This is a genomic window from Roseovarius sp. BRH_c41 (assembly GCF_000961715.1).
Classification (GTDB): Bacteria; Pseudomonadota; Alphaproteobacteria; order Rhodobacterales; family Rhodobacteraceae; genus Roseovarius.
Genome location: NZ_LADY01000026.1, coordinates 151,086 through 178,059 on the forward strand (window position 1 = coordinate 151,086; position 26,974 = coordinate 178,059).

The 26,974-nt window shown below is 60.0% G+C and carries 25 protein-coding genes and 1 pseudogene; 19 read left to right on the forward strand and 7 right to left on the reverse strand.

Features of this window, described 5'->3' with window-relative positions:
- Window positions 1–27 precede the first annotated feature (27 nt).
- Entirely contained in the window at window positions 28–1,122 is a 1,095-nt protein-coding gene (locus VR71_RS09230) for a carboxynorspermidine decarboxylase (protein WP_045683195.1), read from the forward strand.
- Window positions 1,123–1,194: 72 nt separating this feature from the next.
- The gene (locus VR71_RS09235; protein ID WP_045683197.1) at window positions 1,195–2,433 is read left to right on the forward strand and encodes a saccharopine dehydrogenase family protein; all 1,239 of its coding nucleotides are present in this window, start codon (window positions 1,195–1,197) and stop codon (window positions 2,431–2,433) included.
- A 49-nt stretch (window positions 2,434–2,482) separates the two neighbouring features.
- Here VR71_RS09235 and VR71_RS24820 read toward each other — a convergent pair whose 3' ends face one another.
- The gene (locus tag VR71_RS24820) at window positions 2,483–2,785 is read right to left on the reverse strand and encodes a hypothetical protein (RefSeq protein WP_296430125.1); all 303 of its coding nucleotides are present in this window, start codon (window positions 2,783–2,785) and stop codon (window positions 2,483–2,485) included.
- A gap of 57 nt (window positions 2,786–2,842) precedes the next feature.
- On the reverse strand, window positions 2,843–3,661 hold the full coding sequence (locus VR71_RS09240) for a methyl-accepting chemotaxis protein (RefSeq protein ID WP_367118645.1): 819 nt from the start codon (window positions 3,659–3,661) through the stop codon (window positions 2,843–2,845).
- Between VR71_RS09240 and VR71_RS09245 the strand changes: the two are divergent.
- The 5 genes and pseudogenes from VR71_RS09245 to VR71_RS09260 all read left to right on the forward strand — a co-directional run.
- A pseudogene (locus tag VR71_RS09245) lies at window positions 3,575–4,168 on the forward strand (methyl-accepting chemotaxis protein); the annotation flags it as partial. The gene VR71_RS09240 and the pseudogene VR71_RS09245 overlap by 87 nt on opposite strands.
- Window positions 4,169–4,178: 10 nt before the next feature.
- On the forward strand, window positions 4,179–4,541 hold the full coding sequence (locus tag VR71_RS09250) for a chemotaxis protein CheW (RefSeq protein ID WP_009819081.1): 363 nt from the start codon (window positions 4,179–4,181) through the stop codon (window positions 4,539–4,541).
- 4 nt (window positions 4,542–4,545) lie between these two features.
- Window positions 4,546–4,692: a hypothetical protein gene (locus VR71_RS24825; RefSeq protein WP_296430129.1), complete on the forward strand. Its 147-nt coding sequence runs from the start codon at window positions 4,546–4,548 to the stop codon at window positions 4,690–4,692.
- Window positions 4,689–5,531 carry a CheR family methyltransferase gene (locus VR71_RS09255; RefSeq protein ID WP_045683200.1) on the forward strand — a complete coding sequence of 281 codons (843 nt, stop codon included), beginning with the start codon at window positions 4,689–4,691 and terminating at the stop codon, window positions 5,529–5,531. The genes VR71_RS24825 and VR71_RS09255 overlap by 4 nt, the downstream gene beginning before the upstream one ends.
- Window positions 5,532–5,539: 8 nt before the next feature.
- Window positions 5,540–7,183: a response regulator gene (locus VR71_RS09260; RefSeq protein ID WP_045683202.1), complete on the forward strand. Its 1,644-nt coding sequence runs from the start codon at window positions 5,540–5,542 to the stop codon at window positions 7,181–7,183.
- A gap of 177 nt (window positions 7,184–7,360) precedes the next feature.
- Here the strand turns inward: VR71_RS09260 and VR71_RS09265 are convergent, their stop codons facing one another.
- Window positions 7,361–8,899, reverse strand: coding sequence for a trimethylamine methyltransferase family protein (locus VR71_RS09265; protein ID WP_045683204.1), 1,539 nt, complete (start codon window positions 8,897–8,899; stop codon window positions 7,361–7,363).
- Between the two features lie 392 nt (window positions 8,900–9,291).
- Here VR71_RS09265 and cysS point away from each other — a divergent pair, with 392 nt between their 5' ends.
- From cysS to VR71_RS09280, 3 genes are all read left to right on the forward strand, one after another.
- A complete protein-coding gene (gene cysS / locus VR71_RS09270; protein ID WP_045683207.1) occupies window positions 9,292–10,731 on the forward strand; it encodes a cysteine--tRNA ligase in 1,440 nt (479 codons plus the stop codon).
- A gap of 202 nt (window positions 10,732–10,933) precedes the next feature.
- Window positions 10,934–12,553, forward strand: a complete 1,620-nt coding sequence (cimA, locus tag VR71_RS09275) for a citramalate synthase (RefSeq protein ID WP_045683209.1) — start codon at window positions 10,934–10,936, stop codon at window positions 12,551–12,553.
- A complete protein-coding gene (locus VR71_RS09280) occupies window positions 12,550–13,332 on the forward strand; it encodes a squalene/phytoene synthase family protein (RefSeq protein WP_045683211.1) in 783 nt (260 codons plus the stop codon). Before cimA ends, VR71_RS09280 begins: the two co-directional genes overlap by 4 nt.
- 5 nt (window positions 13,333–13,337) lie before the next feature.
- Here the strand turns inward: VR71_RS09280 and VR71_RS24830 are convergent, their stop codons facing one another.
- The 4 genes from VR71_RS24830 to VR71_RS09300 all read right to left on the reverse strand — a co-directional run bounded on the left by VR71_RS24830 (window position 13,338) and on the right by VR71_RS09300 (window position 16,469).
- The gene (locus VR71_RS24830; RefSeq protein ID WP_296430131.1) at window positions 13,338–13,907 is read right to left on the reverse strand and encodes a TetR/AcrR family transcriptional regulator; all 570 of its coding nucleotides are present in this window, start codon (window positions 13,905–13,907) and stop codon (window positions 13,338–13,340) included.
- A gap of 220 nt (window positions 13,908–14,127) precedes the next feature.
- Window positions 14,128–15,111 carry a sterol desaturase family protein gene (locus VR71_RS09290; protein ID WP_045683213.1) on the reverse strand — a complete coding sequence of 328 codons (984 nt, stop codon included), beginning with the start codon at window positions 15,109–15,111 and terminating at the stop codon, window positions 14,128–14,130.
- The gene (locus VR71_RS09295) at window positions 15,108–15,500 is read right to left on the reverse strand and encodes a hypothetical protein (RefSeq protein WP_045683215.1); all 393 of its coding nucleotides are present in this window, start codon (window positions 15,498–15,500) and stop codon (window positions 15,108–15,110) included. Before VR71_RS09295 ends, VR71_RS09290 begins: the two co-directional genes overlap by 4 nt.
- A gap of 63 nt (window positions 15,501–15,563) precedes the next feature.
- Window positions 15,564–16,469, reverse strand: a complete 906-nt coding sequence (locus VR71_RS09300; RefSeq protein ID WP_045683218.1) for a DMT family transporter — start codon at window positions 16,467–16,469, stop codon at window positions 15,564–15,566.
- 162 nt (window positions 16,470–16,631) lie between these two features.
- Between VR71_RS09300 and VR71_RS09305 the strand changes: the two genes are divergently transcribed.
- The 9 genes from VR71_RS09305 to trkA all read left to right on the forward strand — a co-directional run bounded on the left by VR71_RS09305 (window position 16,632) and on the right by trkA (window position 26,973).
- The gene (locus VR71_RS09305) at window positions 16,632–17,891 is read left to right on the forward strand and encodes an MFS transporter (protein WP_009819069.1); all 1,260 of its coding nucleotides are present in this window, start codon (window positions 16,632–16,634) and stop codon (window positions 17,889–17,891) included.
- 182 nt (window positions 17,892–18,073) lie between these two features.
- Entirely contained in the window at window positions 18,074–19,249 is a 1,176-nt protein-coding gene (locus VR71_RS09310; RefSeq protein ID WP_040651648.1) for an aspartate aminotransferase family protein, read from the forward strand.
- Window positions 19,250–19,325: 76 nt separating this feature from the next.
- Window positions 19,326–20,252 carry an ornithine carbamoyltransferase gene (gene argF, locus VR71_RS09315; RefSeq protein WP_040650704.1) on the forward strand — a complete coding sequence of 309 codons (927 nt, stop codon included), beginning with the start codon at window positions 19,326–19,328 and terminating at the stop codon, window positions 20,250–20,252.
- A 75-nt stretch (window positions 20,253–20,327) separates the two neighbouring features.
- The gene (gene gndA, locus VR71_RS09320; protein WP_045683221.1) at window positions 20,328–21,728 is read left to right on the forward strand and encodes an NADP-dependent phosphogluconate dehydrogenase; all 1,401 of its coding nucleotides are present in this window, start codon (window positions 20,328–20,330) and stop codon (window positions 21,726–21,728) included.
- A 39-nt stretch (window positions 21,729–21,767) separates the two neighbouring features.
- Complete coding sequence (locus VR71_RS09325; RefSeq protein ID WP_045683223.1) at window positions 21,768–22,526, forward strand: biotin--[acetyl-CoA-carboxylase] ligase; 759 nt, start codon at window positions 21,768–21,770, stop codon at window positions 22,524–22,526.
- Window positions 22,527–22,544: 18 nt separating this feature from the next.
- On the forward strand, window positions 22,545–23,315 hold the full coding sequence (locus VR71_RS09330; RefSeq protein WP_009819064.1) for a type III pantothenate kinase: 771 nt from the start codon (window positions 22,545–22,547) through the stop codon (window positions 23,313–23,315).
- Between the two features lie 6 nt (window positions 23,316–23,321).
- Window positions 23,322–24,989: a ribonuclease J gene (locus tag VR71_RS09335; RefSeq protein WP_045683225.1), complete on the forward strand. Its 1,668-nt coding sequence runs from the start codon at window positions 23,322–23,324 to the stop codon at window positions 24,987–24,989.
- A gap of 18 nt (window positions 24,990–25,007) precedes the next feature.
- A complete protein-coding gene (locus VR71_RS09340; RefSeq protein WP_009819062.1) occupies window positions 25,008–25,523 on the forward strand; it encodes a DUF2478 domain-containing protein in 516 nt (171 codons plus the stop codon).
- 70 nt (window positions 25,524–25,593) lie between these two features.
- Window positions 25,594–26,973: a Trk system potassium transporter TrkA gene (trkA, locus tag VR71_RS09345; RefSeq protein ID WP_009819061.1), complete on the forward strand. Its 1,380-nt coding sequence runs from the start codon at window positions 25,594–25,596 to the stop codon at window positions 26,971–26,973.
- Window position 26,974 lies beyond the last annotated feature (1 nt).

The following is a 26,974-nucleotide window of genomic DNA, read 5'->3' on the forward strand; positions in this document are numbered from 1 at the left end:
ACCCTGTGACAGCAAAAGGGGGGCCAGATGATCCCGACACCCTATTATCTGATCGACGAACAGCGCCTCTTGCAGAACATGCACAAGATCGAGCGCCTGCGCGCGCTCTCGGGGGCCAAGGCGCTTTTGGCGCTAAAGTGTTTTGCCACCTGGTCGGCCTTTCCAACGATGCAGCCCTATATGGATGGCAGCACCTCATCGTCGCTCTTTGAATTGCGGCTGGGGCGCGAAAAGTTCGGCAAGGAAACCCATGCCTATTCCGTGGCATGGTCCGATGCCGAGATCGACGAGGCAGTGTCCTACGCCGACAAGATCATCTTCAACACCGTGGGCCAGTTGACACGCTATGACACCCAGTCTGCCGGGATCGAGCGCGGCCTGCGCCTCAACCCGCGCTTTTCAACGTCGAGTTTCGATCTCGCCGATCCGGCGCGGCCTTTTTCGCGCTTGGGCGAATGGGACGTGGACAAGATCTTGGGCGTGATCGACCGGATTTCCGGGGTGATGATCCATTACAATTGCGAGAACAGCGATTTCGACCTCTTCGACCAGCAGCTTGCCCGCATCGAGGCGGAATTCGCGCCGGTGCTCGAGCGGCTGCAATGGGTCTCGCTCGGCGGCGGTATCCATTTCACCGGCGACGACTATCCGCTCGAAAAGCTTGCCGCGCGGCTCAAGGGCTTTGCCGAGCGCTTCGGCGTGCAGGTCTATCTCGAGCCGGGCGAGGCGGCGATCACCCAATCGACGACGCTCGAGGTGACGGTGCTCGATCTGCTCGACAACGGTAAGGATCTCGCCATCGTCGATTCCAGCACCGAGGCGCATATGCTCGACCTGCTGATCTACCGCGAGAGCGCCAAGCTGCCGCAGGAGGGATCACATGCCTATGAAATCTGCGGCAAATCCTGCCTTGCGGGCGATATTTTCGGCGAAGCGCGTTTTGCGGCACCGCTGTCCATCGGCGACCGTATCTCCATCGCCGATACCGCCGGTTACACGATGGTCAAGAAAAACTGGTTCAATGGCGTCAACATGCCCGCCATCGCCATCCGGCGCCCCGATGGGACCGTCGATCTGATTCGCAACTTCACCTTCGAGGACTATGCCGCCTCGCTCTCATGAGGACCACCCTCTCTCTTTCCTGGGGCTGATCGCCCTCCTTCCCCTGTCCTGCAACAAAAGGAGACAGCAGAAGTGAAACGTAACGTGCTTATCATCGGTGCCGGTGGCGTGGCTCAGGTCACCGCCCATAAATGCGCTCAGAATAACGATATGTTGGGCGATCTGCACATCGCCTCGCGCACGCTCGCCAAATGCGACGCGATCATCGCCTCGGTTCACGCAAAATCAGCGATGAAACAGCCCGGCACCTTCGCCAGTCATGAAATTGACGCCATGGACAGCGCTGCCGTGGCAGACCTCATCCGCGAGACCGGGGCTGAGATCGTGATCAACGTCGGCTCGCCTTTCGTGAACATGTCCGTGCTCGACGCCTGTATCGAAACAGGGGCCGCCTATATCGACACGGCCATTCACGAAGACCCGGCCAAGATCTGCGAAACGCCGCCGTGGTATGCCAACTACGAATGGAAAAAGCGCGATCTCTGCGCACAGAACGACGTGACTGCCATTCTCGGCATCGGATTTGATCCCGGCGTGGTCAATGCCTTCGCGCGGTTGGCTGCCGATGACTATATGGACACGGTCACCTCCATCGACATCGTGGATATCAACGCCGGCTCGCATGGGCGCTACTTCGCGACCAATTTCGACCCCGAGATCAATTTCCGCGAGTTCACCGGCACCGTCTATTCCTGGCAGAACGGTGCCTGGCAAGAGAACAAGATGTTCGAGGTGGGGCGCGATTGGGATTTGCCCGTTGTCGGCACCTGCCGCGCCTACCTCTCGGGGCATGACGAGGTGCATTCGCTGGCCGCCAATTACCCCAACGCCGATGTGCGGTTCTGGATGGGCTTTGGCGAGCATTACATCAACGTCTTCACCGTGCTGCAAAACCTTGGCCTGCTGTCGGAACATCCCGTCACAACCGCCGAGGGGCTGGAGGTCGTGCCGCTCAAAGTCGTCAAGGCGGTGCTCCCCGATCCCGCATCCTTGGCCCCGGATTATACCGGCAAGACCTGTATCGGCGATCTGGTCAAAGGCACCAAGGACGGCGCGCCGGTCGAGGTCTTTGTCTACAACGTCGCCGACCACAAGCAAGCCTTTGACGAGGTTGGCAGCCAGGGGATTTCCTACACCGCTGGCGTGCCGCCCGTCGCCGCCGCCATCCTGATCGCGCAGGGCGACTGGGATACCGGCACCATGCGCAATGTCGAAGAACTGGACCCCAAACCCTTCCTTACGGTTCTGGACCGGCTGGGTCTGCCGACCCGCGTCCAGATCAACGGCATCGACAAGGCGTGGAACGACTGAACCAATACCTCGGGGCAGGTGGGTTTCCCAACCTGCCCCGACCGCTCGCTCAGGCGCGTTCCTTGCGTGTAAAGCGAGCGTCCAACGCGTCGCCCACACCACCCAGATCAAACTCAAACCCGCTCCCCGCTTGAGCACCGACAGGCTTTGTCGCCCGCGCCGGGGACGTCCCACGCTTGAGCGGGATGACCGAACTGGGCGCGACACTCCGGGTCTCGCGCGGTGCCGTTGCGGCGGGCTGATCCGACACCTTAAAGAACCCAACCGCAACCGTCAGCTCCTCGGCGAGGCTGGCAAGCTGGGTCGCGCTGCTCGACCATTCCTCAGAGGCGGCGTTGTTGGTCTGGGTCACACGGTCAAGCTGTTGAATCAAGAGCGCAATTTGCGACGATCCGGTCGAGAGCTCGCGCTAGGCATCGCTGATTTCCGTGACCAGCCCCGAGGTGCGCTCGATATTGGGCACCAGCTCTGCCAGCATCGCTCTGGCGCCGACCGCCGTGCTCACCGTTGTCGCGGATAGCGCGGATATCTCGGCGGCGGCGGTCTGGCTGCGCTCGGCCAGCTTGCGCACCTCGGCGGCCACCACGGCAAATCCCCGGCCATGTTCCCCGGCGCGTGCGGCCTCGACGGCGGCGTTGAGCGCCAAGGAATCGGTTTGCCGCGCGATTTCCTGAACGATCATGATACGGTCCGCAATCGTCTGCATCGCGCTGACCGCATCGGCCACGGCGCGGCCGCTGGCGCGTGCATCCTCGGCGGATTTGATCGCAATGCCTTCGGTCGTCTGCGAACTCTCGGCACTCTGCGTGATATTCGCGGTCATTTGTTCCACGGCAGAAGAGGCCTCTTCTGTGGCGGCCGCCTGATCGGACGCGCCGCGCGCCAGGTCCTCCGAGGTTTCCGCCAGTTGGGTCGCGCCCGAAGACACGTTGCGTACCGAGTTTGTCACATCGGCCACGATATCGCGCAGGCGCAGGACCATGTCGTTGATCGAGGCCTGCAAGGTCGAAACCTCATCGCGCCCCGTCACGTCGAGCGTCTGACGCAGATCCCCTTGCGAGAGTCCATGAGCCAGATCAGCGGCCTTTGTCACCCGCCGCGCGATGGAGAGCGTGATCACCGCTGCCGCACCGATACCAACCGGATCATGGTCGTGCAAGAGATTGCGCGCCAGACCGACCTGCTTGCGTTGAACGCCGCAGTCGAGGCTACGCGCGCCGGAGAACACGGACGCGGCTTTGCGGTTGTCGCCGCAGAGGTGCGTAAACTGGCCGAACGCAGCCAGACAGCGGCGACAGAAATCTCTGCCCTCTCTGCCACCACGGTCCGGTCAGCGGTGAACGCAGGGGCCATGCTGCAAGGTCTCGTGCCGGATATCGAACGCACATCCTCTCTTGTCAGCGAAATTTCTGCGGCCTCGCAGGAGCTTTCTGCCGGGGCCAATCAGGTCAATCTGGCGATCCAGCAACTCGACAAGGTAACCCAAGAGAACACGTCTGCCGCCGAGGAACTCTCAAGCCAATCCGAGCAGTTGCAGGAAGCGGTGTCCTACTTTGTCCTGTCCGCCAAAGCCGGTGTTCAGACACAGGAACGGTCCGCCCCAGCCCGCGCAACTGTTCGCTCGGTCAAATCCTCCTCGGGCAAAGCCGGACGGAACTCCGCTGGCTTCGCCTTCAACCTTGGTGCCGAAAAGGACGATCTCGACCATGGTTTTTCATCCCGCGACGCGGCGTGAGGGCTGACCGATGAACGAAAACACCCAAGTCGTCACCTTCCAATCGAGTGGCTCACTCTTTGCTGTACCCGTGAACCGGGTCCAGCAGATCCTCGACACCCAACCCATCGCCGCGCTGCCCAACAGCCCGGCGGAACTTCTGGGTCTGATTGATGTCAGAGGCGAGAGCATCGCCGTCACCGACCTCTCAGAGCTTTTGTCCCGAGGCCCGACCAAGGACACCTCCGAGACGCGCATTCTCATCCTGAGCCTGCTCAACGGCCAGCACAGCTCAACCGTCGGTCTGAAAACCGAACGGGTGATCGAGGTGACGGACCTGGACGAGGGGGGGGATAAAATCCCCCGCCGACGCCGGCATCACCACCTGGGATGAAAGTGTGCTCACCGGCATCGGCCGCCGCAACGGCGATTTCGTCTGCATTCTCAATCTCGAAAAGCTCTTTGCCGAAGGCGTCCGGCGCAAATCCCCCGCGTTTGCAACCGAACGCCCCATCGAGACCCCACAAGAGCTTGCCCTGACATGAGCCTGTCCCGCGCCAGATCCCACCACGACCACTTCGCAGAGGTGATTTCCCGCGAAACCGGGATCAAACTCCCCTCCGGCAAAAAGGTGATGATCGAGAGCCGTCTGCGCCGCCGCGTGCAGACGCTCGGGTTCACCTCGCTCGAGGAGTATTTCCGCCATCTCTTCGAGGATGGTGGATTTGGCGCGGAACGCAGCGATGTCATCGACCTGATCACCACCAACAAGACCGATTTCTTCCGGGAACCGGCCCATTTCCGCTGTCTTGTCACGGATATGCTCCCCGATATCATCGACCGCAAGCAACGCCTCGACAAGACCGTCGACCTCAAGGTCTGGAGCGCCGCCTGTTCGGATAGCTCCGAGGCCTATACGGCGGCGATGCTGCTCGAAGAGGCCGCGCGCAAGGGCACGGTCTTTCAATACGCCATTCTCGGCACCGATATCTCCAACCGGATGGTCGCGGCCGCCCGCCGCGCGATCTATACCACGCAGGCCCTGGCACCGGTCCCCGAAGCCCTGCGCACGCGCTACACCATGCAGGGTCAGACAGAGGACATGCGCGGGATAGCACGGATCGTGCCACCTCTCCGGGGCAAGACAAATTTCACGCATCTCAACCTGATAGATGACAGCTACCCCGTGGATCAGGACGTCGACATCATATTCCTGAGCAACGTCTTCATCTATTTCGAGCCCGAGGATCAGGCCAGGGTGATCGCGCGCCTCGCACGCCACCTCGCGCCCAAAGGGTATCTGGTGGTCGGCCATTCGGAATCCATGACCGTGAAACAGCCCAATCTCAAACAGCTCACAACGGCTGTTTATCAAAAAGAGTAGACCGCGTGATGCTGGATGTTGCCTGCAAACCTCAGATTTCCGTCTTGATCATGGACGATTCCGCCTCGGCGCGTGCCATGCTCATGCGCATCGTGGAAACCGATCCGACATTGAAACTCTTCGCCACGGCGGCGGATGCCTTCATCGCGGTCTCGAAAATGCAATCGGGTCTGCCTGATGTCATGCTGCTGGATATGGAACTGCCGCGCATGTCCGGACTGGATTTCCTGTGCAAGATCATGGCCCAACGGCCTATCCCCGTGGTGACCCGCACCATGTCCACCTCTGCGCCCATTTCGCGTATCTTGGGCAATTCGCTGACCACGCGAGAGCCAAAGATCGACGAATTCTCCATCGAATTGGCCCGCATTGCGTCAACCGCCAACGAACAGCTCAAATCGCTTCAGGACCGCCTTGAAATCATCGAGCACGATATGACGGATCTTGATCTTGGGTCTCTCAACCTGTCGCGAGACATGACGGAAACGGTCGGTCCGGCCCTTCGCGGTCTGGAAGAGCAAGTCAGCAAGACTCAACGCGACCATCACGAATTGGCCGCCGGAAACGCCGTGATCGAAACCGGAATGCGGGACATATTCGCCGAGGTTTCCGCCATCGTCGGCGAACTTCAGAGAGGGGACTCCGTCCGGCAACGTCTGGAACATATCAATGTCATCGCGCGCGCCGCTCTCGGCGCCGCGCTGGCGCAAGAGCGTCAGGACGCCTCCGACGCTCTCACATATCTCGCCGTCTGTCAGGCTGAAGAAAGCCGTGATGACATCACGGGCGATGTCCAGTCGGTGCTCCAACGGCTGACGGCCATACACCTCCGGGCCGAACAGGTTCTCTCCGCTGCGGAACAGGTCTATCTTGATCCGAACGACACCCAGAGAAAGCGCGTTTCGGCGATGATTGCCTGCGCCGATAGCCTGTCTGCGGCTCTGACGTCGTCACAGGTCAATCTGGACACGCTCCTGCGGATCACCCGGATGACCCAAGACCATATCGAGGCGATTCAGGGTCTCGCCGCTGATATGGGGCTGCTGGATCATCAAATCCGATTGCTCGGGCTCAATACATTCATCGTCTGCTGCAACATCGGCTCCGAGGCCTGTGCCTTGCAGGAACTCTCGCGTCAGGTTCTGTCGTTGACGAGAACTTCCAACGAGATCTTTGATCAGATCGACGCGACGACCACGGCACTTGCCGCGACACCCATGCCCGATGTCCTGCGCGCCGCCGACACGATGTCGCGCACAATCGCCATCGCGTGTGACCTCACAGAACGGTTGCAGGGCACCGATCAGGCGGTCTGTGGGGTCAAGGCGGCCTGTGTCATAGAGGGCTATGCCCTCAAGACCGCTCTGCTCGCCAGCCACAAGGCCCTGTCTGCTTTCGAGAGGGCCGACTCCGATCTAGCCTCCTTCATCTCGGATCTTCATGGTCTGATTTCACCCGCCAACTGCGGGCAGACCAAATATGATGTTCTTGCCTCAGAGCAGGGTCGCTTGGATCAACTCTATGCGATCTATACGATGGGATCCGAGCGCCGGGGCCATGACCGTGTTTTCTCGGGCAAATCAGATTTTCCAGTGCCACCCGCCACCGCACCGCAAGACTCGAGCGACGCATTGGCGGATATTTTCTTCTGAACGCGGCGCTGCATTTTCGCACAAGTCTGAGCATCGCATGAACGTACGGTGGGACCGCACATCCGTACGGTCAGCCTCAAACGGCTCAATCTACCCGCGCCAAGCAGGCGCGGGTAGATGCGGGAAGTTTGAGATTTACTTTTAAGTATTTTTAATCCGACGGTTATGGTGCAAAGCTCACGCAGGAAGGTGAATTTTGAACCGCTCCCTGATCTCCGCGTCTGTCACTGGATCAAACCGCGCCGACGCGCGCTCTGACAGAATTTTCTCTTTCTTTTCAGTGGCTTTTGCGATCAAATCAGGTTTCCCCAACTCATCCCATTCCTTGGGCGAGGATCGGTTGGCGAGGCAGGGATAGAGATAATCCGTCTGCATCCTGCTAAGTGTTTGTTCTGCCCCAAGAAAATGACCGGGACCGCCAATACAGGTGGCGCGGATCACCTCAAGGCTCAGCGTGTCCTCATCCACCTCAATCCCTCGCGTGCACCTGAGAGCTTGACCAATGAGATCGTCGCCAAGTATCAGTGATTCAAGGCAAAACCCCAACAGAGAGGCATGCATTCCCGCCGCCTCATAGACCATGTTGAGCCCCGAAAGCCCGGCCATGACATTCGACGTCGCCTGCTCCCAACCAGCCTGCATATCCGGCAGTTTCGCATCCGCAATCCCCCCCGCCGCCCCCCCCGGCAACCCATAATACTTGTGCATTTGCGCACAGCCAGCGGTCAAAAGCGCCTGCTCACCCGATCCGCCCGACATGGCTCCGGTGCGCAGATCACTGACAAATGGCCAGGTGCCAAAGATCGCCGGAAAGCCCGGTTTGATCGCGTTGACATAGACCAGTCCGGCCAGACATTCCGCCGTCGCCTGCACGATGGCTCCAGCTATGGGGGCGGGTGCGGTGGCCCCAGCCTGGCCTGCCGAGAGCAGTAGAACGGGCATTCCGCCGCGAATACATTCCTCCATCACAAGGCAAGACTCGGTGGCGAACTTCATCGGTGGAACGACGAAGCAATTGGAATTGCTGACAAAAGGTCGCTCGCGCCATTTGTCTTCACCGCCCGCAATGAGGTGAAGCATCTGCATTGCATCGGCCACAAAACCCGGCTCAGTAAAGGACACACCTACGTGTTTCGTGGTCCCCGCACAGCAGGCATAGAGCGTGTTCAGATCCATCTCGCGGTTGTCGACAATATCTCGGCACACCATGGGACGCTGCACGAAATGGATGTTGTCGAGCTGATCAGCGATGTGGGCGGCATCGTGCAGGTCCTGCACTGTGCACTCGCGATATGTGCGATTATGCACATCAACCAGATGCACCGCCGCGCCCGCCGTGCCATAATGCACCCGATTGCCTTGCAAGAGCATGTCATGTTTGGGATCGCGACCAAACAGCGTCATCGACCGGTTTGCGCGTGCAATCGTGTCCTCAATCAGCGCCCTCGGGAACCGAATGCGTCCATCCGACCCGAGAATAGCCCCCGCACCCGTCAAATAGGCCACCCCAGACGGCGGCGCATCGGCGAGGCCGATCTGTTCGAGCGCGTTCAGAACGGCGTGATGAATGCGGCCCATCTGCGCTTGGCTCAGGGGACAATAGGTGCCGCCCTCTTGTCCCGGATGGACGGGGCGCAGATTAGCGGCGAGGGGGTTGGAGCGGGCCTCACGGCGGGCCGCGCGGCCACCTGCGCGGCGCGTGATTGTTTCGGTCATATCTCAGAATTCCTGTTAAAGAAGAACGCGTTGGCTGTGCTTATCTCAGATGAACACAGGGCGCCCGCGCGCCGCTCTGCCCCGTTCCGCACCGATGGTGCGGACAACAAGTGCGATCTTGCTGCGTGGGTGCATGAGGCTCTCCTTCAGAACACACCCAGACCATCTGATTCTGCATCTGCTGTCTGTCCCATTTCCGACCCGTGTCGCAAATGCGCCCCCTATCGTCGTGCTTGACGGGTGCTGCGGCGGGGGCTAGGACAGCATGATGAGCACCGCACCTTGCATTATCTGCTGCAATATCACCTGAGTTTTCTCAGGCGGGCCGGTCTTGTGTTTCCAAGTGATCACGAAGTTGCTAAGCCCGCCGCGGGACCGCGCGCGAGGACAAAATGACCACGATGAAACTGCACAACACCAAGACCCGGCGGAAAGAGGTTTTCGAGCCTCTCGATAAAGATAACGTGCGGATGTATGTCTGTGGGCCCACGGTCTACGACCGGGCGCATCTTGGCAATGCGCGCCCCGTCGTGGTGTTCGACGTGCTCTATCGTTTGCTGCGCCATGTCTACGGGCCGGAGCACGTGACCTATGTGCGCAACTTCACCGATGTGGACGACAAGATCAACGCCCGCGCCGCCGAGAGCGGGCGTTCGATTTCCGAGATCACAGCGGAAACGACGCAATGGTTTCTGGACGATATGGCGGCCTTGGGGGCGCTGGAACCCTCCATTCGAAATGATCCGGACCACCAAAAGGCGATGCCGCGCGCGACGCAATATATCCCGCAGATGGTGGCGATGATCGAAGGGCTGATCGCCAAGGGCCATGCCTATGAGGCGGAAGGCCATGTGCTCTTTGCTGTGGATAGCTGGCGCGAGCACTATGGCAAACTGTCGGGGCGGTCGGTCGATGACATGATCGCAGGCGCGCGGGTCGAGGTAGCACCGTATAAGCGCAACCCGATGGATTTTGTGCTGTGGAAACCGTCGAGCGATGATTTGCCGGGGTGGGACAGCCCGTGGGGGCGCGGACGGCCCGGCTGGCATATCGAATGCTCGGCCATGGCGCATGAGCTCTTGGGCGAGAGTTTCGACATTCACGGCGGCGGCAATGACCTGATGTTCCCGCACCACGAGAACGAGATCGCCCAAAGCTGCTGTGCGCATCCCGAGGGGGAATTCGCGCGCTACTGGCTGCATAACGAGATGTTGCAGGTCGAGGGCAAGAAAATGTCCAAGTCTTTGGGCAATTTCTTTACGGTGCGGGATTTGCTGGATCAGGGCATACCGGGAGAGGTGATCCGGTTCGTGTTCCTCTCGACACATTACCGGAAGCCGATGGACTGGACGGCGGAGAAGGCGCGGGATGCGGAGAAGACGCTACGAAAATTAAGGCAAATTGCTGAGGGCAGTGAGAGGTGGTCGGATGGAGCCGAGCGCTATCATGAGCCCTTTGACGACGTCGTTGCAGCTTTGTGCGATGATTTAAACACGCATTTGGCTATCAAGCGCCTGCAGGAGCACGCTGATAATTTGGAGTCGAGCGATGATGCTTCTCGTCTATTGGTGACGTTGGACTTGTTGGGTATTTCATCCAATTGGAAAGATGTTGAGCATCTTTATGCGGAACACTTACAGGAGAAAAAAGAAAAGATTGAGGCTTTGATCGTGCGCATGCAGGACGCAAGAGCTTTAAAGGACTGGAGGACTGCGGACGCGATTAAAGCGGCATTGGTCGATTCTGGAATTGAACTGAAGATTAGTAAGGACGGCGTGGAATATGATTTGGGGTGGGACTTCGACTCATCCAAGCTGGAGGCGTTGAAGTGACGCGCTTTTTCGCACACCATCTGCAAGCCGCGCAGTGCCCGACCGCCGGGGGGGCGCTGCAACAGATGTGGGGAGCAGTTTATGGTGTAAAATACCTGAACGATTGTGAGGATTGCGACGTTGCGAAAGCGCCCGCCCGGGGGGGCGGTCGGGCGCTGCGCGGCGGCACCTGCGGTGCCTTGATTCCGCGCGGGGGTGCTAAATGACCGGCGACCGCCTCTATCTCTACGACACAACCCTGCGCGACGGGCAGCAGACGCAAGGCGTGAGTTTTTCTACGCAGGAAAAAACCCAGATCGCCCATGCGCTTGACCGGCTGGGGGTCGATTACATCGAAGGCGGCTGGCCGGGGGCGAACCCGACGGACAATGCCTTTTTCGCGGATGCCCCCGCCACGCGCGCGACGATGACCGCCTTTGGCATGACCAAACGCGCCGGGCGCTCAGCTGAGAATGACGAGGTCTTGGCGGCGGTGCTGAACGCCGGGACCAAAGCGGTCTGCCTCGTGGGCAAGACCCATGATTTCCACGTCACAACCGCCCTCGGGCTCAGCCTTGCGGAAAACACCGACAATATCGCCCGCTCCATCGCGCATGTCGTCGCCGAGGGGCGCGAGGCGTTGTTCGATGCCGAGCATTTCTTTGACGGCTATCAGGCCAATCCCGCCTATGCGCTGAGTTGCCTGCGCGCTGCGATGGACGCGGGCGCGCGGTGGGTCGTGCTCTGCGATACGAACGGCGGCACGCTGCCGCCTGAAATCGGGCGTATCGTGACCGAGGTGATAGCGGCGGGTATTCCCGGCGCGCGGCTTGGCATTCACACCCATGACGACACCGGCAATGCGGTTGCGGGCAGCCTGGCGGCGGTAGACGCAGGCGTGCGGCAAGTGCAGGGCACGCTCAATGGTTTGGGCGAGCGTTGCGGCAATGCCAATCTGACCACGCTCATTCCGACGCTGCTGCTCAAGGAACCCTATGCCAGCGGCTATGAGACAGGCGTTACGCTTGACGGGTTGCGTGGCCTGACTGCCATAAGCCGCCAGTTGGACGAGATCCTCAATCGCGTGCCGCTGCGGCAGGCGGCCTATGTGGGGGCCTCGGCCTTTGCTCATAAGGCGGGGCTGCATGCCAGTGCCATCCTCAAGGACCCTTCGACCTATGAGCATGTCGACCCTGCCGCCGTTGGCAATGCGCGCATTATTCCGATGTCCAATCAGGCAGGCCAATCGAACCTGCGCCAGCGTCTGAGCGAGGCGGGGATTGTGGTGGAGCCGGGTGATCCGGCGCTGGCGCGGCTGCTGGAAACGATCAAGGCGCGCGAAGAAGAGGGCTATACCTATGACAGCGCGCAGGCGAGTTTCGAAATCCTCGCGCGCAAGGAGCTGGGTCAGATGCCCAACTTCTTTGAGGTCAAGCGCTACAAGGTGACGGTAGAGCGGCGCAAGAACAAGTATGACCGCATGGTCAGCCTCTCGGAGGCGGTGGTCGTGGTCAAGGTGGACGGTGACAAGAAGCTGTCGGTGTCCGAGTCGATGGACGATCACGGCTGTGACCGCGGGCCGGTCAATGCGCTGGCCAAGGCACTGGCCAAGGATCTGGGCCGTTATCAGGGCCAGATCGACGATATGCGGCTGGTTGATTTCAAAGTGCGCATCACCCAAGGTGGCACCGAGGCCGCGACGCGCGTCATCATCGACAGTGAGGACGGGCAGGGGCGGCGCTGGTCCACGGTGGGGGTCAGCCCCAATATCGTGGACGCCAGTTTCGAGGCGCTGCTGGATGCGATCAACTGGAAGCTCTTGCACGGGCAGGGGGCGGCGTGAGCCAAAGTTTTGACGCGGATCTAACTGCCTGTGCCGATTTGGTACGCCGAGCCGATCCTGAGCGGTTTCTGGCAGCGATGGCGGCACCTGTTGCGGCACGCGCAGTGCTCTTTCCGGTCTATGCCTTCAATATCGAGGTGGCGCGCGCGCCTTGGGTCACGCAAGAGCCGATGATCGCTGAGATGCGGCTGCAATGGTGGGCCGATGCGCTGGAGGAAATCGCGGCCGGTGGCCTTGTGCGGCGGCATGAGGTGGTGACGCCTTTGGCGCATGTGCTGGATGCGTCCGGGGCCGCGCTGCTGACGGATCTGGTCGAGGCGCGGCGATGGGACATTACGCGCGAGCCTTTCGAGGATGCCGCTGCCTTTGCCCACTATATTGAGACCACATCGGGCAATCTCTTGCAGGCGGCGGCGCTTGCGCTTGGTCCGGCGGCGCCGGAGGTGCTGCGCGATGCGGGCTATGCCCTTGGCCTTGCCAATTGGTTTCGCGCCATTCCGGCGCTGGAGGCGGCGGGGCGCAAGCCCTTGGTGGATGGTCGCCCCGAGGCCGTACGGGCCTTGGCCAAGGACGGGTTGGCGCGGCTGCGCCGTGCGCGGGCTGCACGCCGGCAGGTGTCACGCGCGGCAGGGGCGGCGCTCTTGCCGCTCTGGCTGGCGGGGCCGGTTCTGGGGCGTGTGATACGTGATCCGCGCGCGGTGGCCGAGGGGCGGCTTGGTGTGGCACCCGCCCGTGCGCAGCTCAGCTTGCTGGCACGCAGTTTGACGGGGCGCTGGTAGGCGGATCAGGCCAAGAGGTTGCGCACCTGTGCGAGGATTGCGCCGATCGAGGGGCTTTCGCGATTGGCACGGGTCATGACCAAAAGGCCCACCATGAGCCCTTGCAGGACTTTGGCGGTTTCCGTGATTTGAGCCTCGGTCCGATTTTCGAGATTGTCCTGAGCTAGGCAGTCAACAAAGAAGGCTTCGACCTGCCCCATGCTGTCTTCGATCAAGACGGCGATTTCATCATCATGGGGGGCGAGTTCCATGGCTGAATTCACCATCAGGCAGCCTCCCGGCATCGTGTCATTACCTCTGGCAATGGCGTCGAATGTTGCAAGAATTGCGTCACGCGGTGCTCGGTCCTGTCGGAGTTTCATGAGAAACCCGACCCTGTAGCTCTGATCGTAATGTTTCAGGGCCCTCAGGAAGAGGTCACGCTTATTGCCAAACCCGGCGTAAAGACTGCCACGGTTGAGACCCGTGGCCAATACCAGATCAGCGATAGAGGTACCCTGATAGCCCTGTGTCCAAAAGGCGAGCATGGCAGACTCGAGCACTTCAGCTTCATCATAGGACTTTTCCCAAGGCATGGTTGATCCGTCTATGTCGGCATGATTAGGGATTAAACCGGCCACTCAATAGTCACAACGTTAGAACTTCCCCGACACCTTGGACAAGGGTGAGTAATGGGCCCTTGCCCAAGATGCCGGGTGCTCGTGGTCCGTCCCACGACAGTCTGCGGAGCGGCACCTGTTCTTGAGTGATGGCGCAATGTGCCTTCGACCACATGACTTTGTTTGGAATGATCGGTCAAATAACATTTTTGTGGGCGGCGTTAATTTGCTCAGCTTGCCCAATGGGATTGTGTGGCAATCCTGGCGTGCCAGCGAGCTCGGGATGCTGGGAGACATACCGTGCCTTGATCACCTCGGATGTGCCGCGGCTGTTGTCATGGCTCCAGCCCGGCGGCATCAGACAGTATTTTGCCCGCTCTCGCCAAGAAAGACCCGGCTGCAACACGTCGCGGAAAATCCCGACCCACTCATGAAAGGCAACGCGAAGAGGATTGAAAGTGCCGAGGTTGTGGACGAGCCCGTAATCAACCTTGTCTTCGTCCATTTCAGGCACGAATGTGCCAAATAGCTTGTCCCAGATGATGAAGACACCGGCGTAGTTGCAATCAAGATAGCGAGGGTTTCGCCCGTGATGCACGCGGTGGTGCGAGGGCGTGTTCATTACAGCCTCGAACCAGCGCGGAAGGCGTCCAATCGTTTCAGTGTGAATCCAGAATTGATAGATCAGGTTCATACCACCTACGAATAGAACCATCGCGGGGTGAAACCCCAACAGGATCAACGGCGCACGCAGGATCATCATAAAGGTGAATATTCCGGTCCAGGTTTGACGCAACGCGGTGGTCAGATTGTAATGCTGCGAAGAATGGTGATTGACATGGCTCGCCCAAACCCAACGAACGCGGTGACCAAAGCGATGCACCCAGTAATAGCTCAGATCGTCCAGCACAAAGCAGAGCGCAACGATCCAAAGAGAGGTCCCCAGATCAAACGGTGTGATCCGCCAGAGCAGCATGAAAAGCCCATAGGCGATGAAGCCGAACAGAATACCAGAGGCCACATTGCCGGCACCCATGACAAGCGAGGTCAACGCGTCGCGTGTCTCGTATCGCCCGCCACGCCCTTTGAAGGTGATCCAGAGAAGTTCTGCGAGAATCGCGGCGATGAAAAACGGTACGGCCCAGTTCACCACATCGGGAAAGCTTATCATGTCCGTCATGCTGGTTCCTTCAGGGTTTCGAGCCAGCGAGCCGCTTCGTCAGGGTCCAGAGACAGGCCTATGCGCGGGGCTGTGAAATCGGGTAGGTTGATGCGCAGGCCCTTTGCGTCGGTGGTGATGTGTGCTTGGGTCAGATAACGAGCCGTCGTATCCGCACCCATCGGCCAAACGACGCCGTAGCCTTGCTCGGTTTTGACCAATGCGGCCAAGCGGTTTTGGCATAGGATGACGCGGGTGGGTCTATGTCCGGAAAATTCGCGCAGCCATGCCCTGCTTGCGGCGCTCTCGTCGGCTAGGATTGCTCTGCGCGAAAGACCAAGCACATGCAAAAGCACCGCAATGCCCGCTATTCCAAGCACAACCATCGGCAACAGGATGCTCAACGGCATGGTATCCTCCCTCGTCACAAGTTTAGCCAAAGAATTTATGAACTTGTCAAACGTGGCGTTACGTCATCCGCCTGAAACCGAGCCAGGCGGAACCCGTCGTCGTCCCTCGCGCCACAGAAGGAGGGCCGCGCCGCAGACGATCACAGCCGCACCAAGTAGGGACACGGTGTCAGGCCAGACACCGAACACCACCCCGTCATAGATCCCGGCAAAGATGAGCGCGGTGTAAAAGAACGGGGCCACATAGCTCGCATCCCCCCGTGCCATGGCATTGACAAAACAGGTCTGAGCCGCTGCCATCAGGACACCAATCGCCGCAAGCGCCGCCCATTGTGCCGCATTGGGAGCCTGCCAGACCCAGACAACGGCAAGGCTGGCGATTGTGAGACCAATGGCATTGTTGACGAGCAAAATCTGCCACGGCCCCTCGCGTCCCGACAGGCGTTTGATAAAGATCAGTTCCGCCCCAAGGCAGAGCGCGGCCCCAAGTGCCAGTATCGCGCCAAATTCGACGATCCCGCTACCCGGACGCATCAGAATTGCCGCACCAATCAAGGCAGTGCCCGCCGCCGCCCATCGAACCGGACCCACGCGCTCGCCCAAAAGCGGGATTGCCAGCATCATGCCAAACACCGGGTTGAGAAAGCTGATCGCGGTTGCATCCGAGAGAGGAATGAAAGCCGCTGCGGCGAACATTAACGTGACCCCCGCCCAGCCAAGGCTTGATCGCTTGGTGTGGGTGGCAAAGTCAGGACGGGTCATGCGCGGCCGCTTCACCCCAATCATCGTGCCAATCACGAGGAACGCAAAAAGAAATCTTCCATGGCTGATCTGCAGCGCAGGCAGCGGTGTGCCGAGCGCCCCGGTCCCTATCGCCTTGGCCAAAAGCGTTGTGCCCGCGAGCAAAGCGGCGGCCAGAAGGGTAAGCAAGGCCGCAAGGGCAGGATCTTGTGCGCGCGGATGGAACATCGCGACAGCTTTGCCGCGCCGCTCAATGCGCTGCAAGCTCGAAGCAGCCGACACGGTCCAATAAAATTTGCGGCTCTCATTCCAAAAACGACAGGATGTCGTCGTTTGCCAATCACGCCCTCGATATCCGTGGTCAGTCTTACGAAAAATTGGAACGACACGATGCACCAACGCCGCATTCCTGAATGGCTCCGCCATGCACCCGCGCCCTCCGTTCGAGGTTTCGCCACGCTGGCAGGCACTGAGGCGATGGCGCGTGGCATCCTGATATCCGTTATGCCGCTCGAGATGTACCGCGCCCTCCGGGACGCGGCACTCGTGTCCGAGGTCTATTTCCTTGTGGGTATCTTGTCGCTTGTCACCGGGCTTATGGTGCCGTTCGTTTCACGCTTCATGCCGCGTCGCTGGATCTACGTTATGGGCTGTGCGATGTTTGCGGGGGGCGCAACCTTGGGGGCACAGGGCGGTGCATTGGGCATGATCGGCGCGCTGGCTCTTATCACCGCCGCGACGGTCACCGTCTTTGTCTGCTTTAATGCCTATGTCCTCGATTTCATCGCCAAGACTGAGCTCGGTCGATGCGAGACGTCGCGCATGTTCTACAGTGCGCTGGGCTGGACGGTGGGGCCATGGCTCGGCGTTACACTTCTGGGTGTCTGGCGACCGTTGCCCTTTATGATTGCCGGGGTGGCCGCGCTCACGATGATGGTGCTCTTTCTCTATATGCGGCTCGGGAATGGACGCCTGATCACCCGCGCACGCCGTCCGGCTCCCAATCCGCTTGCCTGGATGCCAAGGTTTTTTGCACAGCCCCGATTGGTGGCCGGCTGGATTTTTGCCGTAATCCGCTCCTGCGGGTGGTGGGCCTATGTGGTCTATTTGCCGATCTTCGCGCTTGAGCAGGGATTGGGCGAAGATCTCGGCGGTATGCTGCTCTCTGTCTCGAATGGCATGCTGTTTCTGACGCCGCTGATGCTGCGCTGGATGCAGCGTCGGTCTATCCGCCATGCTGTTCGGGCAGGATTTTTGATGTCGGGGCTGCTATTTGTCTTTGGCGCGGCGCTGAGCGGCTTGCCCTGGGTTACAGTGGCCTGCCTCGCCTGCGCATCTGTTTTCTTGGTGTTGCTGGATGTCTCGGCGGGATTGCCATTTCTGATGGCGGTAAAACCATCAGAGCGCACCGAGATGTCGGCCATCTACGCAAGTTTCCGCGACGTGTCGGGCATTCTCACGCCAGGGGCGGCCTGGCTGGTGCTGCTCATCGCCCCATTGCCGGGAATCTTTGTGGTATCGGGTGTTGGCCTCATGGGGTGCTGGCATCTGGCGCGGCGGCTGCATCCGCGACTGGGGGCTGTGCGTGTGGCAATGGAACAGGGACCATCTCTCAATATTCCGCTTCCCTTGAGCCAAAAGACCGGCTAGATCACGACCAATGATCACGCACGCAACATATGCCCAGACCCGACGCCGACGCTTCTGCGCCTGACGTCCTTTCGTCTTGTGGTCCCGGCGCGTCTGCGTGCCAAATCCCCGAATGGTCCCAAATGATTGACTTGGCCTCGCCCTTGCGGCACTCAAAGGGCCTCTTTGACAAGGATATAGCCATGATCCCTTCGATCCTGCCAACCTATAATCGCGCACCGCTTTCTTTCGTCAAGGGCGAGGGAACCTGGTTGATCGAAGCTGACGGGCGACGGTTTCTCGATCTGGGCGCGGGTATTGCTGTCAATGCCATGGGGCATGCCCATCCAGCACTTGTGGCGGCGCTGACAGAACAAGCGGGCGCACTTTGGCATACCTCGAACCTCTACCAGATCCCCAAGCAACAGGAACTGGCGGACCGGCTGGTTGCGGCCACGTTCGCCGACACGGTGTTCTTCACCAATTCCGGGACTGAGGCGTGCGAATTGGCGGTCAAGATGGCGCGCAAACAATTCTATGACGCGGGCCAGCCTGAGCGCACAGATATCATCGCCTTTGAGGGTTCGTTTCATGGGCGCTCTGCGGCGGGAATCGCCGCGGCAGGCTCGGAGAAAATGACAAAGGGTTTTGGACCGCTATTGCCCGGTTTCAAGCATGTCGCTTGGGGCGATCACGATGCTCTGCATGCGGCCATTGATGAGAATACGGCCGCAATACTAATCGAGCCCGTGCAGGGTGAGGGCGGCATCCGCCCGTTGCCAGATCAATGCCTCAAGGGCCTGCGTGCGCTCTGCGACGAGACGGGAATCCTGCTCATACTTGACGAGGTGCAGTGCGGTATGGGGCGAACGGGGCGGCTCTTTGCACATGAATGGGCCGGCGTCACGCCTGATATCATGATGGTTGCCAAAGGCATCGGCGGAGGTTTCCCTTTGGGTGCGGTGTTGGCAACGGAACACGCGGCCTCCGGTATGACTGCGGGCACGCATGGGTCCACCTATGGCGGCAATCCTTTGGGATGCGCCGTTGGCTGCGCTGTAATGGAGCATGTGGCAAATTCTGAATTTCTGGCAGAGGTGAACCGCAAGGCGGGTCTGATGCGACAGAGACTTGAAGGTCTGGTGGCAGCCCATCCAACTATATTCGAGGCGGTGCGGGGCATGGGGCTCATGCTGGGTCTCAAATGCCGGGTGCTGAATACGGATGTGGTTCAAGCAGGATATGCTGCGCTCATTGCCACGGTGCCTGCTGCCGACAATGTCCTGCGCCTATTGCCTCCGCTCACCATCACCGATGATGAAATAGCCGAAGCCGTGGCGCGCCTTGATGCGGTCGCAACGACCTTGGAATGCGCGTGATTTCTTCGTTCCCAAAATACTCCGGGGGTTTGGGGGCTGGCCCCCAAACAACCTCCCATCAAAAAGCGATACGTCCATGACCCATTTTCTAGATATCCACAAAACATCTAAAGCTGACCTCCGGGCTATGATTGATCAGGCCCGCAGCATGAAAGAGGCCCGCGCTGACCGCCCGCGCGGCACGCCGGATGACGAGCAACCGCTGGCCGGGCGCATGGTGGCGCTCATCTTCGAAAAACCTTCAACCCGGACCCGCGTTTCGTTTGATGTGGGCGTCCGGCAGATGGGTGGGCAGACTTTGGTGCTTTCGGGGGCCGATATGCAATTGGGGCATGGGGAAACCATTGCCGACACCGCGCGTGTCATGAGTCGATATGTCGATTTGATCATGATCCGGACCTTTGATGAATCCGTTCTTCTTGAAATGGCGGAGCATGCCGATGTGCCGGTGATCAACGGCCTCACGGACCGCACCCATCCCTGCCAGATCATGGCTGATATCCTGACCTACGAGGAACACCGCGGCCCGATCCAAGGCAAAAAGGTCGTTTGGTCCGGCGATGGCAACAATGTCTGTGCCTCCTTGCTGCACGCCGCTGGGCAATTCGGGTTCGACCTGACGTTTACCGGCCCGATGCAGCTTGACCCGGAGCCGGAGTTCATCGGCCTTGCGCGCAAGGCAGGCAGCACGATCACGATTGAGCGCGATCCGTTCAAGGCTGTCGACGGGGCCGACCTTGTCGTCACGGACACCTGGGTCAGTATGCATGACAGCCAGTCCATGAAGGAGCGCCGCCATAACATGCTCCGGCCCTATCAGGTCAATGACAAACTGATGGCAGCGGCGAAGCCCGATGCGCTTTTCATGCACTGCCTGCCGGCTCATCGTGGCGAAGAGGTGACGTCTGATGTGATGGATGGACCGACCTCCGTAATCTTTGATGAGGCGGAGAATCGCCTTCATGCACAGAAAGCTGTCATGCGCTGGTGTCTTGGGGTGTGAAAACGCAGCCGCTTGCAATACCGTCCCTAATCCGCTTAGCCTGACATCGTGGCGTTAGCGGTATCAGGGGGGCGAATGGCGCAGGCGCAGATCGGCATCTACGGACTTGGGACAATGGGCAGCGCCTTGGCGCTCAACATGGCCGAGCACGGCTTTGATGTGGCTGTGACCAATCGTGAGAGTGATTGGATCGCGCCTTTCGTTGAAGAAGCATCTGCGTTCTCAGCACGGCTGCACCCAAAGGAGCGGCTGACGGATTTTGTCGCAGCCCTCAGGACACCGCGCGTCATCCTCTTCATGATCCCATCGGGTGCGCCGATGGACGCGATGCTGGAAGAGATTACCCCTTTGCTTAGCCCCGGCGACACCGTAATCGACGGCGGCAATGCGGATTTTCACGACACCCGCCGTCGTGCAGCGCAATTGACTGAACGCGATCTGCATTTCGTGGGCTTGGGGGTGTCTGGCGGCGAGGCGGGCGCACGTCATGGCCCGTCGATGATGCTGGGCGGGAGCCGCCATAGTTGGGCGCAACTAGAGCCAATTCTGACTTCCATCGCCGCGACATATGATGGCACACCTTGCGTAGCGCATCTGGGGCCGGACGGGGCGGGGCATTTCGTCAAGACCGTGCACAACGGTATTGAATATGCCGATATGCAAGTGATCGCCGAAATATACAGCCTGCTCCGCAACGGGTCCGCGATGCCCCCCGCCGAGATTGGTGCGCTCTTTGCCGATTGGGATCGTGGACCGCTGAAATCCTATCTGGTCGAGATCACGGCCCAGCTTTTGACCTACACCGATCCCGAAACAGGGCATCCGATGGTCGACGTGATCAAGGATGCGGCGGGGCAAAAGGGCACTGGGCGCTGGACCGTGATCGAGGCGCTGCGTATGGGTCAGTCCGCCAGCATGATCGAGGCCGCGGTGGGCGCACGGGGCTGGTCTTCGGAAAAGGACACTCGGCAGCGGGCCGAGACCCTTCTTGGTGGGGCGGTCGGAGCTTTTGATGGCACGCCCGAAGTGCTGGCCGAGGCTTTTCTCGCCGCGCGCATTCTCGCATATGCCCAAGGTTTTCGCATACTTTCAGCGGCGTCAGAGGAGTATCACTGGTCGCTTGATGCAGCCACCATTGCTCGTATCTGGCGGGCGGGCTGCATCATCCGCTCTGCCCTACTCGATGATATTGCTGCGGCGTTCGATCTGGGATTGCCGCAGGATGAGTTGATCTTGTCACCGCAAATGGCGCAGACCCTTTCTCGCTGCATCCCCTCGCTGCGGCAGGTGGTCTGTAGTGCGGTGCATGGCGGGCATCCGGTCCCAGCACTTTCGGCGGGACTCGCATGGTATGACAGTATGCGCCTGGGTCACGGCAGCGCCAATATCATTCAGGCGCAGCGTGACATGTTTGGCCATCACGGATTTGAACGTCTGGGTCGGACCGGGCTGCATCATGGTCCGTGGTGGGATTGAAACCGCGCGTCGGTTCTTCGTAGGTGGAGCAAGGTGAAGATGGATCAGGGATCTGGCTGGCCTTCGGGTTATGGTCGCAGGGTGTTGACCACGGTAGATAGCACCAATGCCGAAGCCGCGCGGCTCGCGCCCTACCTGACGGGGCCAGAATGGATATTGGCACATCAGCAGACAGCGGCGCGTGGGCGGCGAGGCCGGGCATGGGCCAATCCGGCAGGCAATTTTTCCGCCACTTTGGTGATGCGTCCGACCGAGAGTCCGGACCGCGTGGCGCTGCGGTCTTTCGTAGCGTCTCTGGCGCTCTTTGAGGCACTGGTCGCTGCCACCGGGCGGGCTGAGGTCTTTGCTCTCAAGTGGCCGAATGACGTGCTTCTAAACGGGGGAAAACTGGCGGGAATATTGCTGGAAAGCGCCGGGGCGGGGGGCAGCCTCAGCCATTTTGCCATCGGCATCGGTGTCAATCTGTGCAGCGCCCCTGACGTGTCCGAGGTCGAGCAGGGCGCGTTGCGGCCTGTATCGCTCCTGTCTGAGACCGGTATTGTTCTTGACCCTGAGGAGTTCCTGGACTTGCTCGCCCCCGCCTATGCGCGACTTGAGTCGCAGTTCGTCACCTATGGATTTGCGCCCATACGCACCGCTTGGTTGGCGCGGGCAGCGCGCCTAGGCGAAGTGATTACCGCCCGCACGACCCGCGAGGTCTATGAGGGCACGTTTCAAACGGTGGACGAGGCTGGCAATCTTGTTCTATTGACCGCAATGGGACGGCAGACGATCGCGGCCGCCGAAGTGTTTTTCTGACGAAAAGGGGCCGGGCGCATGCTCTTGGCGATTGATTGCGGCAATACCAACACGGTGTTTTCAATCTGGGACGGACAGAAATTTCTCTGCACGCTGCGCACCGCCACGGATCATCAACGCACTGCCGACCAGTATTTCGTCTGGTTCAAGACTTTACTGCACCACTACGGGATAAAGGCCGATATTAACGGCGTCATCATCTCGTCCACCGTGCCGCGCGTGGTGTTCAATCTCCGGGTGTTCTCGGATCGCTATTTCAATTGCCGCCCAATCGTGGTCGGCAAACCCGAGTGCCGCCTGCCCGTCGATGTGCGAGTGGATGCGGGCACCCAAGTGGGACCGGATCGACTGGTGAATACGGTGGCTGGATTCGACCTCTATGGCGGCGACCTGATCGTGGTGGATTTCGGCACCGCGACCACCTTTGACGTGATCGACAACGATGGGGCCTACATCGGCGGCGTGATCGCGCCGGGGGTCAACCTGTCGTTGCAGGCACTGCATGAAGCCGCCGCCGCCTTGCCCCATATCGACGTCACCAAACCAGAGCGCGTGATTGGCACGAATACCGTCGATTGCATGCAGTCCGGCGTATTCTGGGGTTATGTCGGTCTGATCAATGGGCTATGTGAACGGATAAAGGCCGAGCGTGGCCGCACCATGAGGGTGATCGCAACGGGTGGGCTGGCACCTCTCTTCCAGCAAGGTACGGACGTGTTCGACATGTTCGAGGACAATCTGACGATGCACGGCCTGACCGTGATATACGCATATAATAAGGAGGGCTGACGCCCCATGAGTAGCGAACGACTTATCTACCTGCCCCTCGGAGGGGCGGGCGAAATTGGTATGAACGCCTATGTCTACGGCTATGGTAAACCGGGCAAGGAGCGACTGATCCTTGTCGACTTGGGGGTTACTTTTCCGGATATGGACGGGACACCCGGGGTTGATCTGATCCTGCCAGATATCAGTTGGCTTGAGGCGCGTAAGGGGCAGCTTGAGGCGATCTTTATTACTCATGCACATGAGGATCACGTTGGCGCCGTCGCGCATTATTACGGGCGTCTTGGCGCGCCGGTGTACGCACGCGCGTTTACCGCCAATATCGCGCGCCGCAAAATGGAAGAACATGGCCACCCTGACAAGGCGGTCAAGACCGTTTCCCCTTGGCCAGAAACTGTGGCAGCGGGACCGTTCACGGTTGGATTCGTGCCGCTTTCGCACTCTATCCCGGAAAGCTCCGGTCTGGTGATCGATAGCGCCGGTGGGCGCATCGTGCATACCGGGGACTTCAAGATCGACCTCGATCCGGTGGTTGGAGAGCCGTTTGACCGTGATCTCTGGGCCAGCCTCTCAGAGCCGGGTGTCAAGGCGCTTGTTTGTGACTCTACCAATGTGTTTAGCCATCACGAAGGACGCTCCGAGAGCACAGTGGGCGGACCGATCACGGATCTGGTTGCGGCCTCCAAGGGTATGTTCGTTTGCACGACATTTGCCAGCAATGTTGCGCGCGTCAAATCGTTGGCCGAGGCTGGCGTCCGGGCGGGACGCTCTGTCTGTCTCATGGGACGTGCCATGCAGCGGATGATCGAGGCAGCGCAAGCCACAGGCGTGCTCAAGGGATTTCCCAAGACGATCAGTCCGGAAGAAGCGGGCTCCGTACCGCGCGACAGTCTGATGTTGATTGTCACCGGCAGTCAGGGCGAGCGGCGTGCGGCCAGTGCGCAACTTGCCAATGGCAAATACAACGGCATCGTCCTCAAGGATGGTGACACGTTCCTGTTCTCATCCAAGACCATTCCCGGTAACGAGCGCGGCGTCATTCGCATCATCAACCAATTTTCTGAAATGGGTGTCGATGTGGTCGAGGGCGATGACCGCTATCACGTCTCGGGCCATGCCAACCGCCCTGACCTCGATGAGATGCACAAGCTTATCAAACCGCAGATGGTCATTCCGATGCATGGTGAACATCGACACCTGCGCGAGCACGTCAAACTGGCCAATGCCAACCGGCTCAAGGGTGTTCTGGCAGTCAATGGGATGATGATTGATCTCAGTGGCACAGCACCCAAAATTGCTGAATATGTCGAGACCGGTCGCACCTATCTGGATGGGTCTGTGCAGGTGGGGGCGATGGATGGCGTGGTCCGGGACCGTATCCGAATGGCCTTGAACGGGCATGTGATGATCAATGTCATCCTCGATGAAGAAGACGAGCCTTTGGGTGAGCCTTGGGTCGAGGTCATGGGCCTTGCCGAGACTGGGCGTAGCCGCGCGCCCCTCGTAGATGTCCTGGAAGAGGATCTCGCGCAGTTCATGGGGCGGGCAGGGGCCAAGACACTGACTGACGATGACAAGCTCGAAGAGGGGTTGCGCCGTGTCGCACGGCAAAGCGCCCAGACCGAGATCGGCAAGCGGCCAGAGGTGACGGTGGTCATCAGTCGCCTGGCGGTCTGAGCCAGAGAGGGCAGAGGTATGCGGATCGGCTATGTTATGGCAGAAGGTCGGGGGGAAACCGATCTTTTGTTGCATGACGTGGCGCGAGCGGCGCAGGCGCGCGGCCTGCGTTTGTGCGGAACGGTACAGGTAAACACCAATTGCGGTGCTGATCGACCCTGCGACATGGATGTCGAGGTGCTGCCGGACGGACCGGTGATCCGCATCTCTCAAAGTCTAGGACCTGGTGCGCGCGGCTGTCGGTTGGACCCATCGGCGCTCGAGCTGGCGGTCGCCGCAGCCGAGGCACGGCTAGCGGAGGGCTGCGATCTGGTCATCGTCAACAAATTCGGCAAGCACGAGGCCGAGGGGCGCGGGTTTCGCAATCTGATTGCCGAGGCACTGAGCCGGGACGTGCCGGTGCTGGTTGGGGCAAATCGGCTGAACGCGCCGCATCTGTTGGCCTTTTCCGATGGGCTGGCAGAAGCGCTCAGCCCGGACCTCGCGCGCATTCTCGATTGGCTCGATCATGCGGCAACCGGTGCGCGCGCCTGAACCAGAACGCAATTGACCGGGCGGGGGCCATCTGTCATGCAGCAGGCTCAGTCAAGGTGAGGCGAAGACGATGAAGGTCATCATCTGCGGGGCTGGCCAAGTCGGCTGGCAGATCGCACGGCATCTCTCGGGCGAGCGCAACGATGTTACGGTTGTGGACAACAACCCGGATCTTGTGCGCCGCGCCACCGAAACGCTCGATGTGCAGGGGATCACGGGCTTTGCCTCTTACCCCGATGTGCTTGAGCGGGCAGGCGCGCGCGATGCGGACATGATTATCGCGGCCACCTATTCGGATGAGGTCAACATGGTGACCTGTCAGGTGGCACACTCGGTCTTTGGCATCAGTCGCAAGATTGCGCGACTGCGCAGTCAGTCTTATCTCGATGCGATCTATTCCGATCTCTACCGCCGCGATCACATGCCGATCGACGTCGTGATCAGTCCCGAACGAGAGGTGGCGCAGGCCGCGTTGCAACGCCTCGCGGCACCCGCTGCATTCGACACCGAAATGTTCATGGGCGGGCAAGCGCAACTCATGGGCATCAGGCTCGAAGAGGACTGTCCGGTCCTCAATACGCCGTTGCGCCAGCTGAGCGATCTCTTCTCAACTCTGCGTGTGGTGGTTCTGGCGGTTCGTCGTGAGGGACGACTGTTTGCGCCTGAAGCAGGTGATCAGCTCTTTGAAGGGGACGAGTGCTATCTTTTTGCCCCGGTGGAAGATGTGCCACGCACACTCGAGGTGTTCGGCAAATCGCAAAAGAAACAGGAGCGGGTGGTCATTATCGGGGGCGGCAATATCGGTCTTGCGGTGGCGCAGGCGCTTGAGACGAGACAGGGCGGTCGTATCCGCGCCAAGGTGATCGAGAAAAGCCGGCCTCAGGCAGAGCGTGCGGCGGATGCGCTGGAGCGCACGATTGTTCTGAACGGAGATGGTCTCAACGCCGCCCTCTTGGCCGAGGCGGGGATATCGCGCGCAGATGCGGTTTTGGTTGTGACTGATGACGACAAGACCAACATGCTGGCCGCCGTGCGCGCCAAGTCCGAAGGGTGCCCATTTGCCGTGGCGTTGATCAATGACCCGACGATGGTGCCGCTACTCGAACCTTTGGGCATCGACGCCTATATTAACCCGCGTGCGACGACTGTAAGCTCGATTCTGCGGCATATCCGTCACGGCAAGGTACGCGGAGTCTATTCCATAGGTGATGCCGAGGGCGAAGTGATCGAGGCAGAAGTGATGTCGACCTCTTCCATTGCGGGCGCGGCCATCCGCGACATCGACTTTCCCGAAGGCGTGCTGGTTGGAGCGGTGCGCAAGGGCGGCAAGATCTACAAGCCCGCAGGCGGCCTTCGGGTGGAGGCGGGCGATGTGATCGTGATATTTGCAATGGCGGCAGATGTGGCGGCGGTTGAACAGCTGTTGCAGGTCTCGATCGACTTCTTTTGAT